The sequence below is a fragment of the Fictibacillus sp. 5RED26 genome (genome assembly GCF_015903895.1).
GTDB classification, from domain to species: Bacteria; Bacillota; Bacilli; order Bacillales; family Fictibacillaceae; genus Fictibacillus; species Fictibacillus phosphorivorans.
On sequence record NZ_JACZDU010000001.1, the window covers coordinates 557,023 to 571,520 of the forward strand.

Annotated in this window: 20 protein-coding genes; 14 read left to right on the plus strand and 6 right to left on the minus strand. The window is 36.6% G+C overall.

What is annotated here, in order from left to right:
- Window positions 1-102: 102 nt before the first annotated feature.
- A complete protein-coding gene (locus tag IHV10_RS02910; protein ID WP_197127246.1) occupies window positions 103-951 on the plus strand; it encodes a DUF2785 domain-containing protein in 849 nt (282 codons plus the stop codon).
- Between the two features lie 50 nt (window positions 952-1,001).
- Here the strand turns inward: IHV10_RS02910 and IHV10_RS02915 are convergent, their stop codons facing one another.
- Window positions 1,002-1,331 (minus strand): winged helix-turn-helix transcriptional regulator, encoded by a 330-nt coding sequence (locus tag IHV10_RS02915; RefSeq protein WP_197128174.1) that lies wholly within the window; start codon window positions 1,329-1,331, stop codon window positions 1,002-1,004.
- 128 nt (window positions 1,332-1,459) lie between these two features.
- Here IHV10_RS02915 and IHV10_RS02920 point away from each other — a divergent pair, with 128 nt between their 5' ends.
- From IHV10_RS02920 to IHV10_RS02940, 5 genes are all read left to right on the plus strand, one after another.
- Window positions 1,460-1,954, plus strand: coding sequence for a lactoylglutathione lyase family protein (locus IHV10_RS02920; RefSeq protein WP_197127247.1), 495 nt, complete (start codon window positions 1,460-1,462; stop codon window positions 1,952-1,954).
- Window positions 1,955-2,090: 136 nt separating this feature from the next.
- The gene (locus IHV10_RS02925) at window positions 2,091-2,741 is read left to right on the plus strand and encodes a pentapeptide repeat-containing protein (RefSeq protein WP_197127248.1); all 651 of its coding nucleotides are present in this window, start codon (window positions 2,091-2,093) and stop codon (window positions 2,739-2,741) included.
- A 102-nt stretch (window positions 2,742-2,843) separates the two neighbouring features.
- A complete protein-coding gene (locus tag IHV10_RS02930; protein ID WP_197127249.1) occupies window positions 2,844-3,044 on the plus strand; it encodes a hypothetical protein in 201 nt (66 codons plus the stop codon).
- Between the two features lie 224 nt (window positions 3,045-3,268).
- Window positions 3,269-4,048, plus strand: a complete 780-nt coding sequence (locus tag IHV10_RS02935) for an aminoglycoside 6-adenylyltransferase (protein WP_197127250.1) — start codon at window positions 3,269-3,271, stop codon at window positions 4,046-4,048.
- 16 nt (window positions 4,049-4,064) lie between these two features.
- Window positions 4,065-4,205 carry a hypothetical protein gene (locus IHV10_RS02940; protein ID WP_197127251.1) on the plus strand — a complete coding sequence of 47 codons (141 nt, stop codon included), beginning with the start codon at window positions 4,065-4,067 and terminating at the stop codon, window positions 4,203-4,205.
- Between the two features lie 46 nt (window positions 4,206-4,251).
- On the opposite strand, the gene IHV10_RS02945 is transcribed toward IHV10_RS02940, so the two are convergent.
- Window positions 4,252-5,445 (minus strand): DUF418 domain-containing protein, encoded by a 1,194-nt coding sequence (locus tag IHV10_RS02945; RefSeq protein WP_197127252.1) that lies wholly within the window; start codon window positions 5,443-5,445, stop codon window positions 4,252-4,254.
- 190 nt (window positions 5,446-5,635) lie between these two features.
- Between IHV10_RS02945 and IHV10_RS02950 the strand changes: the two genes are divergently transcribed.
- From IHV10_RS02950 to IHV10_RS02975, 6 genes are all read left to right on the plus strand, one after another.
- Window positions 5,636-6,208 (plus strand): DUF2975 domain-containing protein, encoded by a 573-nt coding sequence (locus tag IHV10_RS02950; protein WP_197127253.1) that lies wholly within the window; start codon window positions 5,636-5,638, stop codon window positions 6,206-6,208.
- Between the two features lie 21 nt (window positions 6,209-6,229).
- The gene (locus tag IHV10_RS02955) at window positions 6,230-6,433 is read left to right on the plus strand and encodes a helix-turn-helix domain-containing protein (RefSeq protein WP_066392329.1); all 204 of its coding nucleotides are present in this window, start codon (window positions 6,230-6,232) and stop codon (window positions 6,431-6,433) included.
- A gap of 28 nt (window positions 6,434-6,461) precedes the next feature.
- Window positions 6,462-7,154, plus strand: coding sequence for a diphthine--ammonia ligase (locus IHV10_RS02960; protein WP_197127254.1), 693 nt, complete (start codon window positions 6,462-6,464; stop codon window positions 7,152-7,154).
- The gene (locus tag IHV10_RS02965; protein ID WP_197127255.1) at window positions 7,151-7,675 is read left to right on the plus strand and encodes a GNAT family N-acetyltransferase; all 525 of its coding nucleotides are present in this window, start codon (window positions 7,151-7,153) and stop codon (window positions 7,673-7,675) included. The genes IHV10_RS02960 and IHV10_RS02965 overlap by 4 nt, the downstream gene beginning before the upstream one ends.
- 108 nt (window positions 7,676-7,783) lie before the next feature.
- Window positions 7,784-8,659 carry a hypothetical protein gene (locus IHV10_RS02970; protein WP_197127256.1) on the plus strand — a complete coding sequence of 292 codons (876 nt, stop codon included), beginning with the start codon at window positions 7,784-7,786 and terminating at the stop codon, window positions 8,657-8,659.
- Window positions 8,659-9,399, plus strand: a complete 741-nt coding sequence (locus IHV10_RS02975) for a DUF5694 domain-containing protein (protein WP_197127257.1) — start codon at window positions 8,659-8,661, stop codon at window positions 9,397-9,399. The genes IHV10_RS02970 and IHV10_RS02975 overlap by 1 nt, the downstream gene beginning before the upstream one ends.
- A gap of 12 nt (window positions 9,400-9,411) precedes the next feature.
- Here IHV10_RS02975 and IHV10_RS02980 read toward each other — a convergent pair whose 3' ends face one another.
- Window positions 9,412-9,648 (minus strand): hypothetical protein, encoded by a 237-nt coding sequence (locus tag IHV10_RS02980; protein ID WP_197127258.1) that lies wholly within the window; start codon window positions 9,646-9,648, stop codon window positions 9,412-9,414.
- Between the two features lie 84 nt (window positions 9,649-9,732).
- Between IHV10_RS02980 and IHV10_RS02985 the strand changes: the two genes are divergently transcribed.
- Window positions 9,733-10,065 carry a hypothetical protein gene (locus IHV10_RS02985; protein WP_197127259.1) on the plus strand — a complete coding sequence of 111 codons (333 nt, stop codon included), beginning with the start codon at window positions 9,733-9,735 and terminating at the stop codon, window positions 10,063-10,065.
- 89 nt (window positions 10,066-10,154) lie between these two features.
- Here IHV10_RS02985 and IHV10_RS02990 read toward each other — a convergent pair whose 3' ends face one another.
- Window positions 10,155-10,721, minus strand: coding sequence for an MEDS domain-containing protein (locus IHV10_RS02990; protein WP_370629653.1), 567 nt, complete (start codon window positions 10,719-10,721; stop codon window positions 10,155-10,157).
- Window positions 10,722-10,946: 225 nt separating this feature from the next.
- On the opposite strand from IHV10_RS02990, the gene IHV10_RS02995 reads away from it, so the two are divergent.
- A complete protein-coding gene (locus IHV10_RS02995) occupies window positions 10,947-11,981 on the plus strand; it encodes a zinc-binding dehydrogenase (protein ID WP_197127261.1) in 1,035 nt (344 codons plus the stop codon).
- Between the two features lie 100 nt (window positions 11,982-12,081).
- Here IHV10_RS02995 and IHV10_RS03000 read toward each other — a convergent pair whose 3' ends face one another.
- Window positions 12,082-13,314 (minus strand): MFS transporter, encoded by a 1,233-nt coding sequence (locus IHV10_RS03000; protein WP_197127262.1) that lies wholly within the window; start codon window positions 13,312-13,314, stop codon window positions 12,082-12,084.
- The gene (locus IHV10_RS03005; protein ID WP_197127263.1) at window positions 13,304-14,356 is read right to left on the minus strand and encodes an ArsR/SmtB family transcription factor; all 1,053 of its coding nucleotides are present in this window, start codon (window positions 14,354-14,356) and stop codon (window positions 13,304-13,306) included. The genes IHV10_RS03000 and IHV10_RS03005 overlap by 11 nt, the downstream gene beginning before the upstream one ends.
- Window positions 14,357-14,498: the final 142 nt, after the last annotated feature.

Consider the following 14,498-nt stretch of genomic DNA (forward strand, 5'->3'; position numbering starts at 1 on the left):
GAATTGTAACGAGTTAAACAAATTTTTCCAAAAATAAACCTGTATTATACCATCTTTTTGTATAATGAAAATATAGAAATACAAAATGGGGGTAGAAAGATTATGACTACTTTGTTCCAAAGCGACAAAACGGTTGAAGAAAGCGAATTATTAAGGCTTTTGACTTCAATAAATAACAAGGAAAAGACATGGGAAGATGTAGATCAGGAAGTTGTTTTAGATGCGATGATTCTACATATTGGGTCACCTAATAGTGATCTACGAGAGATGATTTATCGATCGTTTTATATGTCAATTATCCACGATCAACTCGACTACGAGACATTAAAGAAACTTCTAGATTATAGTGTAACGCACCTTTTATTTAAAGGAATCGGCGAAAGTGGGACAGATTCTGTCTTCACCCGTGCTTTCACAACGATATTGATAGCGGTCATCATCAATAAAGATATCGAAGTTGATTTTCTTCCAAAAAACACCCTCACTGAAGTGAAAAATGAAATCAAGAAGTACATAGAGCTGGAACGTGATGTTAGAGGTTATGTACCCGTAAAAGGTTGGGCACACAGCATTGCTCATGTGGCAGATACATGTGATGAATTGATCAAGAGTGAAAAAATTGCCGAAGTTGAAAACTTTCCTATTATTGAAATTCTTTTGAAAAAATATTGTACGACTCCGACTGGATTTTTGCATGGAGAAGATGATCGCGTTGTTATTGCTGTTCTAACAATGCTCAAAAAAGAGGTTGGATTAGAAGAATTAAAAATGTTTGTCGAAGGTATTCCTGGTTTTTTAAAATCTCAAAAAGAAGAATTGTCATCTGAAAAGTATTGGTTCGTTATGGCTAACTGTAAGTCCCTGCTAAAAAGCCTCTTCATAGGAATTAGTGATGATCCAATATGTAACTCATTACAACATACGATTCGAAAAAGCTTATCACAAATTTAAACAAGCTAAAGGAGGCAGGCCGTTGGTTTAGAGCACTGAACCTCCTTTTGTTATGCTAAATCTCCGTGCTCTGTTCCCCATTCATGCATCTGTTTTAAAATGGGCATTATTGTCGAACCGAATGCAGTCAATGTATATTCTACCTTCGGAGGTACTGTATTGTACGATTTCCGATCAATGAATCCGTCTTCTTCAAGTTCCTTTAATTGCTGAGAAAGAACTTTATGTGTCACTCCTGACAACAGGTTTCTTAATTCGTTGTATCGTAAAGTACCATCTACACCTAAGTGCCATAGAATAACCGTTTTCCATTTACCACCGATTTTTTGTAATGTATATTCAATTGAACATTTTAGCTTGCCATCGTCATGAGTTGATATTTTCACGAAACTAACATCCTTTCTTACTTCTAGGATAGTATGTCACTTTAAAGTGCGTTCTTACATAGTAGGAGAGTGTCTGGGTATAATGATTCCTGTAATCAACAAAAACAGGGAGGAAGATGAATATGCCAATCTATCCAAGAACATTTTCTCATATTGGATTGTCCGTGCCAAATCTAGAAGAAGCGATTAAATTTTACACAGAGGTTTTCGGATGGTACGTTATCATGGAGCCTTCAGATGTAGAGAATGACGATACACCAATCGGTCAAATGTGCCGTGATGTTTTCGGTGATGACTGGGAAACATTTCGAATTGCACATTTAGCAACAGGTGACAAGATTGGAGTAGAGCTTTTTGAGTTTCCTCATAACGAAAAGCCTGAAAATAATTTTGAATATTGGAAAACAGGTTTGTTCCATTTCTGCATCCAAGATCCAGATATTGAAGGAATTGTAGCTAAAATTAAAGAGTATGGCGGCAAACAGCGCATGCCAATTCGTGAATATTATCCGAACGAAAAGCCTTATAAAATGGTCTATGTAGAAGATCCATTCGGCAACATCTTTGAAATCTATACGCATAGTTATGAGCTTACCTACTCTCAAGGAGCATATTAATATACAAGAGAACCGCTGACTATTTTTGTTCAGCGGTTTTTTTATTGCACAGAAAATCAAAGAAAAGAAAAGACTACTATTTATTTTTTTACTTCTGTAAGCTTGTTTTATGAGATTACGTAATGGAGTGAAGAAAATGACAAAGAAATTCAAGGTGGATCTGCCTAAAATTCAGGGAGATTTAGAAGAAGCAAGATTTCGGGATTTGTATTTGGAGGAAGATCCTTATCTTCATGACTGCTCGATAACGGGAGCTTTTTTAGAGAATGAAGAAATCGACAAACTCATCCTATCCAAAGTGAAATTTAATAATGTGACACTAATCCACTCCAGTTTTTATAAAGTGGACATGACCGATGTTGTATTTGAAAACTGTGATCTTTCCAACACAAATTTTAAAGAAGGTATCCTTTATCGCGTTCATTTTAAAGAATGTAAGCTGATGGGTGTAGACTTCGAAAAGGCGAATCTTAGAAATGTAACGTTTGAGAACTGCATGTTAGACATGAGTGAGTTTGTAGAAACAGATCTTAAACCCGTTTTGTTCGATCAATCTTCGCTAAAGAATGCTAACTTTTATGAAACAAAACTTAATAAAGTGAAATTTGAGACGTGTAATATCGAGGAAATCGATTTTACAGAAACGGCATTAACAGGGATTGATATTAGTACTTGTAAATTCAATAACATTAATGTGGACATCACAAGTTTAAAGGGATGCACAGTATCTCGAGAACAGGCAATCGTGTTTTCAACATTGTTAGGATTAAAGGTAAAAGAGGAATAAAAGTAATACTAACGATTAATTGGATAATTATGTTAAAATTAAAGTGTAGGCACATATGGCATGACTTCATGTATTAAATCATTTTCCACTAGGAGAGATGAAATGAAGGAAAACCTTACACTAGCTTGGATGGCTGCGTTATTTGCTCTTATAGGACAGCTGTTGTTTTTTATAATAATCGCTATTTATTCCGGTGAATGGCGCTTCGTGATGTGGAGTTTCATCGTGAGTATGAGCGTTGGGGTCCCTAGTATGATCCACGTTTGGCAGGCACAAAAACGTACGAATCTAAACAGAAATTAAGAGAATTCTGGTACACTATAAAGCTCATTTCCCATTTTGAGGGAAATGAGCCTTTTTTGTTTTATTTTCTTTAACAAGTGAAAAAGAAGGTACCATCCTCCTTTAAGAGGAATATGAAATGAAGATGATAATAGGGAGCTGGTTTTCGATGAGTGGGATTTGAAGCTTTACGGAATTTTTATCAGAAGAGGGATGGAGAACTGCCGTTACAGCGGAAAAAATTAATGAGAACTATAGAACAAGACCTAGTGGCAGATAAAAATGTTTTAGCCGTTTTTTATGGCGGGTCGATCGGAAAAGAAAGCACAGATCTCTATTCAGATATTGATCTTCGTGTTGTCGTGCGAGACGCCGTTTTTGAGAAGTTTCGAGAGAATAAAAAGAAAAGAGCGGCCAATTGGGGGCAAGTTCTTTTCTATGAAGATTTTCCTTGGACAAACTATTCTATCGCTCATTATGACTTCTTTATTAAAGTGGATACTTTCTATTACAAGAAAAAAGATCTTCAGCCTTCTATATGGATGCAGCATTTAAAAATAGTTTACGATCCTGAAGGTCATGTAAACTCAATAAAGCAACAATCACTTCAGCTATCCTACTCACCAACGATAGAAGAAGTAGAGATTTGGCGTACTAAATTCTTCGCATACGTTCATGAGTTCTATAGGCGAGTCATGCGGGGTGAACTCTCATACGCAAAACAATGTTTAGAAAACGGGATCTATTCTATGGTGTCTGGATGGTATATGATGGCAGGTCTACAGCCAAATAACTTTGCTGATTGGTCTAAGGTTGAAGGAATGAGGAGTCCGTTAGCTGACTGGCAGCGCATGCTTCTATCTGAATGGCGCTACAATTCAAACGAAGAGGACATGTTACGAGTCTTAATAAACATCTTACCTCAATTTCAAAAGTTGCATAAAGAGTTATGTGAAGTTGTTGAAATTACGTATGACCAGAATTGGGAAGAAGATATTTTGAAAAAGGTCCTATTTAAAACTTGAATGAGGTGGTGAGTGTATGGGTGGAGCATCTGGGCTAGCGTTTATGGGCTTATTTACTTTTATTTTTCCAATAGCTGTAGGAACCTTTGTATTGGTCATGCTGTATCGAATGAATCAATCACTAAAAAGAATAGCGGATCGACTAGATGAGAAATAATCATGAAACAAAAGATAGCTGTCACTGTGTAGACAGCTATCTTTATTTATATCGCTTTTCTATAATCATCCTCTAAAGAAGTATGTTTTTTGAACTTAGGTATCTTTAAGTAGACGACCAAGCGTACAAGATATTCAACGGGACCGATGGGCAGATGTTTTAAATAAACGGAACTAAGGAATGCTTGAGTTCCAAAGATAATAACACCTACTACAGTAGCCAGAATTACACCACGATCTCCAAACCAACCTAAACCATAGCCGTAAAATAGAAATGTACAAATTATAGATTGCATGAGGTAATTTGTTAATGATAGTTTTCCCATACTTTCAAAACCACTTAAGAAACCTTTGAACTTCTGGTGGTTGTACATGTAAACGAACAGACTGATATAACCGATCGCAAGCATACTTCCTCCGATCATACTCATGTCTAAACGATAATCCCACTGCTTGCTGAGTAGAGGGGTAGCTTTTAGTAAGAGTCCGATTGGTATAAATAAACCACTTAGGATTGTGAACTGTTTGATCTTAGAAGACGTGTTTTGTAGCCATTTTCGATGTGCTGCATACATACCAATTAGAAACATCGGACTAAGAACAAAAGGAGTTAAAAATAACATGAAGGCTGCTTCACCACCACTCATATCAAGCATTTTGTCATCAAGACTGTGTGCTCTTATTTCTGAGTACGTTCCTGATCCATAGATTTTCTGTGTCTGTTGCATATATAAATCTATCTTGTCAGCACGGATCATTTTAATTTCTTCTGCCTCAAACAGGGAACCAATGAAGAGAAGAGAGAATAGTAGAGTAGCCCAAATCAATAGTGTCTTTGGTTTGCGATTTACCATGACTAAAAGTAGCAAGCCCATAAGCCCATATACAAAAAGAATATCTCCTTCCCATAAATACGTGCTATGCAAGATCCCAAGAGTCATCAGTAAAGCAAATCTTCTGAACAGATGCCACTTTACACGTTTGTTTCTTTCCTTTAACTTGTTACGCATAAGAATAAGCGAGTACCCAAAAATGAACATGAAGATAGGAAGAAATGCGCCTTCAATCACCACTTTTGTAAAGTAGTAAGCATATGTATCAGCTGTTGATAACTTGTAATAGTGGATTTCGTCCTTCCCAAAGATTCCAAACTGAAAAATGAGTAGATTTGCCAAAAGAATTCCTAATAAGCTAAATCCCCTTATACCATCGATGATGTTAATTCTCTGTTTAACCAACATTTTCACAATCCCCTTTATCTACATAATTACCAGTACCTAACAAATGTGTCGACGACATAACTATAACAGCGTATTTTATATAATTCAACAAATATTTATTGTTTTACGATAAATAAATAATGATTAAAGAGATTCTGTGCTTTTTATATGGTATGATTAATTTATAAAAATCGAGATGAGGAGAAGAAAGATGAAGTGGGAAATGTTTTATAAATATGGAGCAAAATTATGCTCTGTTCTGTTTTATGTGATTGGTTGTCTTAGTATCTTTAATTTGGTGTATCACTTGTCCTATTTAATGAGCCCAACAGGAGATTTAGCAAAGTCTTTCGGTACATTTGAGCCTGTTTACAGCAACTTAACGTTAGTTTTTGATACTCAACCTTTACTTTATAAGGATGAAGAATTTATCATCCTTTCACTCGCGGCCTCAATCATTATGTTTGTGTTCATATTAATTTTCCTTCGACTTATGAGGAATTTGTTACAGCATTTACATCAGGAAAGCCTATTTATGATGGAGAACGTAAAGATTTTATTCAAGATGGGTATCACCATTCTTGTACTAGGATCAGCTTTCACCTTTATGGACGAGCTCTTAATGACAAAAGCACTCAAGGAAATTGATGTAACAAACGCTGCTGTAACGTATACAGGATTAGCTTATGTTGATACGTTTTTCACAGGCATTTTCGTCATGATCCTAGCCTCTGCGCTAAAGGTAGCCGTAGAAGCAGTGGAAGAAAATAAACACACAATCTAAAGGTGGAGTAGGGATTGCGCAATGATTAGAATAAAATTAGATGTTATGATGGCACAGCGTAAAATGTCATTAAACCGATTATCCGAACTGGTTGATATCACCCCTGCTAATCTTTCTGTACTTAAAAATGAAAAGGGGAAAGCGATTCGTTTTTCAACACTTGATGCATTGTGTAAAGTACTAGAATGTCAGCCAGGCGATCTGATCGAATATATTGAAGACTAGTTGGAAATCAGAAAGAGGGGATTGTTACATGAAGAAAGTAGCCGTTTGCTGGAGTGGCGGGAAAGATAGCTGCTTAGCATTATATCGATTGCTTCAAGAAAAACATGAAGTTGTTTGTTTACTATCCATGGTTTCTGAAGAGGATGAACGGAATCATGCCCATGGTATTCGACTAGATATCTTACAACTACAAGCTGATGCGATTGACATTCCGTTAATTATGGTGAATTCAGCTGGCGAGTATGAAGCTTCTTTGATTGCGTCTTTGACTTCTATAAAAGAACAGCATGGGTTAGATGCGATTGCATTCGGCAGTTTGTATATGGAAGAAGATCGCAAATGGAATAAACAGGTTGCGGAAAAAGCAGGACTAGAAGCTCTTTTTCCAGTATGGATTTTAGAAGAACAAGCATCTGAACTATTGGAAGAATTTATTTCATTAGGTTTCCAGTCAATTGTTTGTCGAGCTTCAGCAGATATCTTGGACTCCTCTTGGACAGGTCGCGTGTTGAATGCAAGTTTTTGTGAGGATATTGAAGCAACAAAGAGCTGCTCAATGGGTGAACATGGAGAGTATCATACATTTGTTGTAGACGGACCAATCTTTCGAAAGAAGCTTGAGGTTGTTCACTCAGATGTTATCTTAAATTCAGGATTATGGTCGCTCGATATACAATCATGCAGGTTCATAGATAAAGATATGGAGGCTGTAATGAAATGAACATTCACTTTAGAAAGATGTTAAAACCTGAAGAAAATGTAGTAGAAGCTTTAAACCGCTGGGAAAACGACACGAAGCTGGTTCCATTAACACGGCCGAATAAAGATAGAGTAGAACTCGAAAGTAAACGAATCATCACGATAGAAGACTTATATCAACGTTTAGAGTTTCACGCGATTTATTTGATTTTTGTAGATGATCAATTAGTAGGTGAGATGAACTATATGGTCGATCCCCCTCATCTCTTTAATAGAACAGAAGGAACGGCATGGCTTGGTATTACAATAGGTGAATCAATTGGAAGAGGAAAAGGAATCGGCTTTCAAGCTTTGTCGTTCTTAGAAGGTGAGATTAAAAGTAATGGATTAAAACGCATTGAGCTTGGTGTCTTTGAATTTAACTACCCCGCACAAAAGCTTTATCAAAAACTGGGTTACTCAGAAATTGGAAGAGTAGAGGCGTTCACGTATTATAAAGATCGAATGTGGGCGGATATTCGAATGGAGAAGATGATCAAGTAGTAAAAAATAAGACTAAAAGCTGTCCAATAGGGCAGTTTTTTAATTTAAAGGGATTTTATGGATTTTATTGAATTGTGAAAGCAAGAAGGATAAAAAAGAGGGATCATAATGAAAATTATTGATACTGTTCCATTTTTTCTAGAATACTATCAACCGTCCATTCCATTTTTAAAAGAATATTATAAGAGGAATCCATGTATCTTTCATGAATATTTTTCTTATCACTGCAAAGACACAGAGGAAAGACATAATTCATCAATTAAAAAGTATCAAGATTCTTGGTCGTCTATACAACGTGTTCACGAAATGATTAAGCCGATTATTCAGGAAGTTGTTCAAGCTTATGAAGAAGCATATGGTGTAATTTTTCCTGTTGAAGTAAATCTAATCGTTGGTGGTTATGGCTCTAATGCTTACACGCATAGACAGATTATACCTAATATAACGTTTGCGTTGGAAAGGTTGTCTCCAGACTGCCATCATTTAAAAACCATCGTAGCTCACGAATTTGGGCATGCCACACAAAATATTTTGACAGATAAAGCAATTATGAATTGGGAGAGAGTGAATTGGAACAGTCCAATGACTTGGTTGAATCAAGAAGGCGCTGCAACCCATTTTTCTCAAAAAATTGTACCTGGACTCCATCCCTCCGTATACTTTTCTTTTGATAATCATGGATGTGAGTGGCTTGAGTTTGCTCAAAAAAATGAAGATGAAATCTTACTTGCGTTTGCAAATGATTACAATTCATTGCCCTCTCAAACGATCTTTTCTGAATGGTTCTCCATAAATGGTGGAAAGAAATTTGGTTACAGTAGATTTGGCTATTACTTAGCGCATCTGTTCTTTCAAGACCAAGTCAAAATGCTGGGTGAGCGAGATGCGATAACTGCTTGGAAAGATGATGATTTCATAAAGAAAGCTGAAACTTGGGTTCGCCAACGCTCAGGAATAAGAAATAATCATTTGGAGCTGATGTGATGAGCATGAAACAAGAGAAACCCTTGATTATGATAGTAGGTACTTTTCATATGAGATACACACCAGACCTTCAACGTATGGACTTTGATGATTTATTAGCTGATTCTAGACAACAAGAAATTCATAAGGTGGTGAAACAATTAAAGAAGTTTAAGCCATCGAAGGTTGCATTAGAGGTGGTGAAAAGTGAAGAGGACAAATTAAATCACGAATTTCATCAATACAGAGAAGGTGAACTGAAACTAGAGGTTGATGAAGTTCACCAGCTTGGGTTTCGAATAGCTTCAGATCTTCAGCATGAAAAAGTTCATGCTGTGGATTGGATGGATACAGTAGGGAATAGAGGATTGGGTCAGGTTTTTGAGTGGGCAGAAAAGAATCAACCTGAGTACTTTCGTTATATAAATGAAAACTATCGTTCAAATCATGAGCTGTCAATAGGGAAAAAGAGTGTATATGATATTATCAGATCACAAAATCATGAGTCATTTATAGAGAAACAGCATGAGATGTATATGGCGATAGCACGAATTGGCTCTAACGAAGAATACATTGGCATTGATTGGATCAGATGGTGGTATCAACGAAATCTAATTCTTTATTACAATTTAACTCAGATTACATCGACATCAGATCGTACCTTATTAATTATCGGTGCGGCTCATGTACATCTAGTTACTCAATTTTTAAAAGAGAGTAACTCATTTAGTGTTGTAAATCCTTTAGACTATCTTACATAATGTTGAGTATAATCACCTATTATTTTTTCTTTCAATCAATGAAATCGTTAAGAATACGGTAAGAGAAGCTACTATAATGAAGGCTGCAGTGTTAGAAATATAATTAAAATCTAATTCATGAACGATTTTAGATTCTTCACCATAATAGTTTAGTAATTCCATTGTTTGGTTTTCATAGTCTAATAGAAAATAAGAAAGAACACTTCCGATGATTGCTCCGAAAATTAGTGAGAGCAATGTTTTATTCATACAACTTAGCACTCCCATTCATATATTTATTTTACGAGTAACATATTTATTATTGTACCATTATACTCCATCAAGGAGGAGCATATGAATTCAGGTGCTGTGTTCGGAATTGTATTGACTCTAAGTCTTTTTGTGTTTAACTACTTTCCATATACTTTCAAAGAAAAGTTCAGACTGCCTTATTGGATTTCAGGTATCCTCATTTGCTTTTTAGGACCACTGGTTGCTATGGGGGTAGGATCTTATCTATTAGATGAAGCTCATCGGGAAGGTAGCGACGGGTTCGGAGCAGGAATAGCAGGAGCGATTATAGCTATAGTCCTTATTGCAAACGGTGCTCTATATATAATCGGAAGTGTGGTTTCTGCCATAGAACAATATGTTACACGACGAAAGAAAGACAAAAGGTATAATTAGCAAATAAAGATAAACGAATTCCACTTGTTATACTACTTCGACTTTGAGGTATCTATAGATAAAAAAACACTGCAAAATATCGAAGTGTTTTATTTATTGTTATCATTCAAAATATATTGGTCTGATATATTGAATTTCTCGTCTATAAGTATATAAGGATGTGTTTTCAATAAACTTGTCTGTAAATGTTCTGGCATCCTTTCACCTTCATATGCACAAATGAGTGGGAATGCAAGTTCATTTACCGCACCATCCACGACTCTCTCAAGATCCTCGACCAGATGAAGGGGATCTTCCATCGTGCCCCATTCAACATGTGCCCATGAGCGAAAAGGTTGGTTATTATCTACATATGATTTAACCGTTTTGAAGAAGTAATCAATTATTGCAGGCGGATGATAACTGCCGCTTGAATAGTAAAAATCGAAGTTATTTACATGATGGACAAGCTTCATTTGTTCTGGTGTTAAACAAGTAGTAAGCTCTTTATGAACCATTCGATAGATTCGTTCGTTTTCTATAACCACAACGTATTCTCCTAGAGAGGTACCTTCTTGTATATAACGAACAATTTGTTCCATATAATTTTTCATTCCATTGTAAGAATAAAGCACATGAACACTTCTTCTTTGTTTAAACAACTCGTTCATATTCATTTTCAAATCATCACAACTCTCGAGTATGTATTTCTATTAGTGTACTAGTTTTAAAGGATAAAAGCTAAGGGAAGTATTGTAAAAGCTAGAAGGTGTTTTAAATGACATTCAAGTAGCGGTTTTATCACTTTATTTTTGGGCTACTATAAGAGATGTAGCGATAGAGCAATAATTTATATTGTTGTTGATCAATGTAAAAATATGTATTGAAAAGGAATTGATGATATGAAAGCCGTTCAAGTGACTGGTTATGGGGATGTAAACAAATTAGAAGTTGTAGAAATAGACATTCCAGAGCCAGGAGAAAATGAAGTATTGGTACAGGTAAAGGCTTGTGGCATCAATAATACTGAAATTTGGATGAGAGAAGGAGCATATGGGAAGGATTCCAAATCTGGATGGCGTCCAGAAGGCGTTCAATTTCCGAGAATTCCGGGATCCGATATTACAGGTACAGTTGTGAAAACAGGTAAACAGGTTGCGACTTCTATGATAGGAAAGGATGTTGTTCTGTTCCCTTTTACATCAACTGGAGAAGACGGCTGCGAACATATTTCTGATGATATGTCTTTTATAGGGTCAGAGTATGACGGAGGATATGCTGAATACGTAGTGTGGCCAGCTGAACTGTGTTTTGATATGCCTTTACAAAGTTTCACAGAAAGTGCAGTTTTCTCAGTGAGTGGTTTAACTGCTTGGCACATGGTTGAACAGATACAAATCCAACCGAATGAGACCATCCTTGTAACAGGTGCCAACGGTGGTGTAGGCTCACTGAATGTACAGATTGCTGCTAAAGTTTTTGGTGCTAAAGTAATTGCGGTAGTAGGTGACCTAACGTTAGAGGGAAAACTAAAAGAACTCGGGGCAACTCATGTCTTGTCATACAAATCGAGTGACCTTGCAAATGAAATTCAACAAATAAACGGGGGTCCAATTGACTCTGTATTAGATGTAGTTGGGGACGCGTTGTTTTCTATTTCTCTCCAAGCATTAAAAAATGGAGGCAAGTTCTGTATTTCAGGATCTGCCGGTGGACAGAAAACAGAACTTGATTTTAGAACCTTATATTTAAAACACATAACACTCTATGGTTCTGTCTTAGGAACAAGGACTGAATTTGTTCGAATGCTTCAAGCGATTTCCCAAGGCAAGATCGTGCCAGTTATAGATCGAACGTTTCCTCTCCAAGAGGCGAGAGAAGCTCAAACGTATTTTAAGAAAGCTGGAAAGTTAGGAAAGATTGTATTAATTCCTTAGGTCATATGTCTTGAAAAAGGAAGTAAAACTAGTTTACACCAAAAGTGAAGAATGGGCTGCCCAAATTAAGTGTTCTTAATTTTTAGGCAGCCTTTGTCATTTAACTTGTTCTTTTTACTTGATCCTCTATAGCATTATCGTCAATCTGCAAACGGGTACGTATTAAGTAATATATACCTGGAACGGCAATAATCACTCCAATAAGAAGGTAAGTCATGCGCGTACTCATTCCTAAGAAACTGGAAGAAGCAAATAAAATTCCGAGTGGCATGGTTATACGGAGAAAAAGTAACCTTACCGCGCTTAATTGTGTTAAGCGTTCTCTAGGGGCTTTCTGTTGAAATAGAGCAGAGCTTTGCGCATTGAACATAGGGAATAAGATTCCTCCTAAAAGCTCGCATCCCCATGCAATATAAATGGTAGGTGCAAAGTATAACGCGATGAAAGACAATCCACCGCCTAAAAGACCAACGTACATGGTTTTGTTGTTCTTAGGTAACTTTGTAAGAAGTAGCATGCCAAGCGCATATCCGATCGGAAACATTCCCGCGAAAATGGCATATTCCCAAGCTTCTCCGGATAATTCTCCTCTTATAAAAGGCACGTTTAATACCAAAGTAGCTCCCACTGCAAATTGAACAGAAGATGATAATAGAGTAAGTCTTAATAGCTGTGGGAATTGAATGAAAGTTTGATACCCAGCTTTTGTTTCTTGCCACCAGAACTTTTTTGACCATGTCGCTACTCTTTTTGTGCTTATTTGAGGAATTTGAGAAAGCGATATTGAGCTAAGTAAGAACATAAGACTGGACAACCCATAGATGATATATAGAGGACTGACTAAGAGAAGTAAGGATGTAACGCCTGGTGCGATAAAACTCATGAGGCGCATAGTTCCGTCGAGTATGCTGTTGGCTGAAACTAATTCTTTTTCTTCACAAAGGTCGGGTAGTAAGGAAAACGAAAGACTAGCGTAGATCGGCTGCAAAAGTCCCAACACACATTGCAATACTACTAATCCAGCTATCGTACCCATTTCTGTACCACTTACGTATCCGATCAAAGGAAGGATATAAGCAAATGAGCGGACCCGTTGAATATTTTTAAGCATTCGTTCTTTGATAACGTGATTTAAGAACGGAGCACTAATTCCTTGCAGAATTAAGGAAGGAAGAAAATAAACTAGCCAAAGTGCTCCCATCCACTCTTTTGAACCTGTAATCTCAAACAATAGAAGCCCGTTTATAATTCCACCGGCAGCACCTCCGAATTCGGATATGATTTCTCCGATCCAGAGAGCTTTAAATGGTCTGGATAATGACTTATTCTTCATTCGTCTTTTCTCCTAAATAGTGCTGAAGTTGGTTGGAGAACGAATGAATCTGGTGTGTGTTAGCTGAATAAATACCTTTTTCAACCTTAACAAATTTAGCAGCTTTTAAAAGTGAAAGCTGGTGATGTAGAGTTGTTTTTGATACGTTGAACTGAATGGTTAATTCTTGAAGAGAGAGTGGTCCTCTCATTAGTTGATACAATACCTTTAATCGCAGCTCGTCACCTAGTGCCTTATGACCTCGTACAAGCTCGTTTGGAGGAGAACCGGGCTCTAATAATGCTTCATCAGTTAATGGATAGAAGATCAGCTTTGTATCTGTTGTTTTCTGTTCCAAAATCCATGGTCTGTACGAGACATGTGGAATGAGTTTTATGTTCCAAACGGAAGGTTCTGGTACGTATTTTGCGCCTCTTGTAACACGTTCAATTTCTTCTAATGGTTTTTGGTTATCAAGAAGACCATGCTGTTTTTTTTCAAATGAGAGAGCTTGCATCCATTTTTCCCAATCCGTATTTTGGCTGAGCCAGTTGTACCATTCCGAAAGTGTATCAGTTAGCAAGGAGTGCAGTTCATCGCGGCTAATACTCCCAAGCGTTCGTACATATCCCTCTAAATAGTCGTGTCCTTTAAATAGAGACGCATATTGATAGAAAGCATCAGGCTGTTCATAACATTTCGCTGTCTCAGTTCTGTGCGACTCATATGAACGATTTTTATAAGGTAAAAGTGTTTCATAGAAAACGGTAGATGGTAATTCAGAAACCTTGACTGAAAATTCTCCAATTGAAGAAGCTGAAACCTTGTTCTGCAGCATGATCATTCCATACCACAAATTTGTCTGCTCGATTTTATCTAAATTGTTCTCCAAGGATACAGTCATTAAGGACTTTCGATTCGTCCACTGTTCATCTTGCTCAAATGTGTGACGCAACTTCGCATATGTATAACCCGCAATTCCTAAAGCTAGCTCCCATATCGGTGAACTTTCGATAGATAAATTAACAGTTTCCTGAGAGTGAGGAGAATGTATATTTTTCATAGTTACCTCCAAAAAGTAATGTATTCTAGTTTTATTCTAAAACAATGAAATTTATAATTCAATATATTTAGAATTAATAATTCTGAATGAATCGAATTATATAGATAGTTCTTTTTATCTCTAACCCGAGCAATTTGTGCTA

Bases quoted from the DNA above. Each gene is read 5' to 3' on its own strand.
- IHV10_RS02910 (WP_197127246.1), top strand. From the start codon at position 103: ATGACTACTTTGTTCCAAAGCGACAAAACGGTTGAAGAAAGCGAATTA.
- IHV10_RS02920 (WP_197127247.1), top strand. From the start codon at position 1,460: ATGCCAATCTATCCAAGAACATTTTCTCATATTGGATTGTCCGTGCCA.
- IHV10_RS02925 (WP_197127248.1), top strand. From the start codon at position 2,091: ATGACAAAGAAATTCAAGGTGGATCTGCCTAAAATTCAGGGAGATTTA.
- IHV10_RS02930 (WP_197127249.1), top strand. From the start codon at position 2,844: ATGAAGGAAAACCTTACACTAGCTTGGATGGCTGCGTTATTTGCTCTT.
- IHV10_RS02935 (WP_197127250.1), top strand. From the start codon at position 3,269: ATGAGAACTATAGAACAAGACCTAGTGGCAGATAAAAATGTTTTAGCC.
- IHV10_RS02940 (WP_197127251.1), top strand. From the start codon at position 4,065: ATGGGTGGAGCATCTGGGCTAGCGTTTATGGGCTTATTTACTTTTATT.
- IHV10_RS02945 (WP_197127252.1), bottom strand. From the start codon at position 5,445: ATGTTGGTTAAACAGAGAATTAACATCATCGATGGTATAAGGGGATTT.
- IHV10_RS02950 (WP_197127253.1), top strand. From the start codon at position 5,636: ATGAAGTGGGAAATGTTTTATAAATATGGAGCAAAATTATGCTCTGTT.
- IHV10_RS02955 (WP_066392329.1), top strand. From the start codon at position 6,230: ATGATTAGAATAAAATTAGATGTTATGATGGCACAGCGTAAAATGTCA.
- IHV10_RS02960 (WP_197127254.1), top strand. From the start codon at position 6,462: ATGAAGAAAGTAGCCGTTTGCTGGAGTGGCGGGAAAGATAGCTGCTTA.
- IHV10_RS02965 (WP_197127255.1), top strand. From the start codon at position 7,151: ATGAACATTCACTTTAGAAAGATGTTAAAACCTGAAGAAAATGTAGTA.
- IHV10_RS02970 (WP_197127256.1), top strand. From the start codon at position 7,784: ATGAAAATTATTGATACTGTTCCATTTTTTCTAGAATACTATCAACCG.
- IHV10_RS02975 (WP_197127257.1), top strand. From the start codon at position 8,659: ATGAGCATGAAACAAGAGAAACCCTTGATTATGATAGTAGGTACTTTT.
- IHV10_RS02980 (WP_197127258.1), bottom strand. From the start codon at position 9,648: ATGAATAAAACATTGCTCTCACTAATTTTCGGAGCAATCATCGGAAGT.
- IHV10_RS02985 (WP_197127259.1), top strand. From the start codon at position 9,733: ATGAATTCAGGTGCTGTGTTCGGAATTGTATTGACTCTAAGTCTTTTT.
- IHV10_RS02990 (WP_370629653.1), bottom strand. From the start codon at position 10,721: ATGAATATGAACGAGTTGTTTAAACAAAGAAGAAGTGTTCATGTGCTT.
- IHV10_RS02995 (WP_197127261.1), top strand. From the start codon at position 10,947: ATGAAAGCCGTTCAAGTGACTGGTTATGGGGATGTAAACAAATTAGAA.
- IHV10_RS03000 (WP_197127262.1), bottom strand. From the start codon at position 13,314: ATGAAGAATAAGTCATTATCCAGACCATTTAAAGCTCTCTGGATCGGA.
- IHV10_RS03005 (WP_197127263.1), bottom strand. From the start codon at position 14,356: ATGAAAAATATACATTCTCCTCACTCTCAGGAAACTGTTAATTTATCT.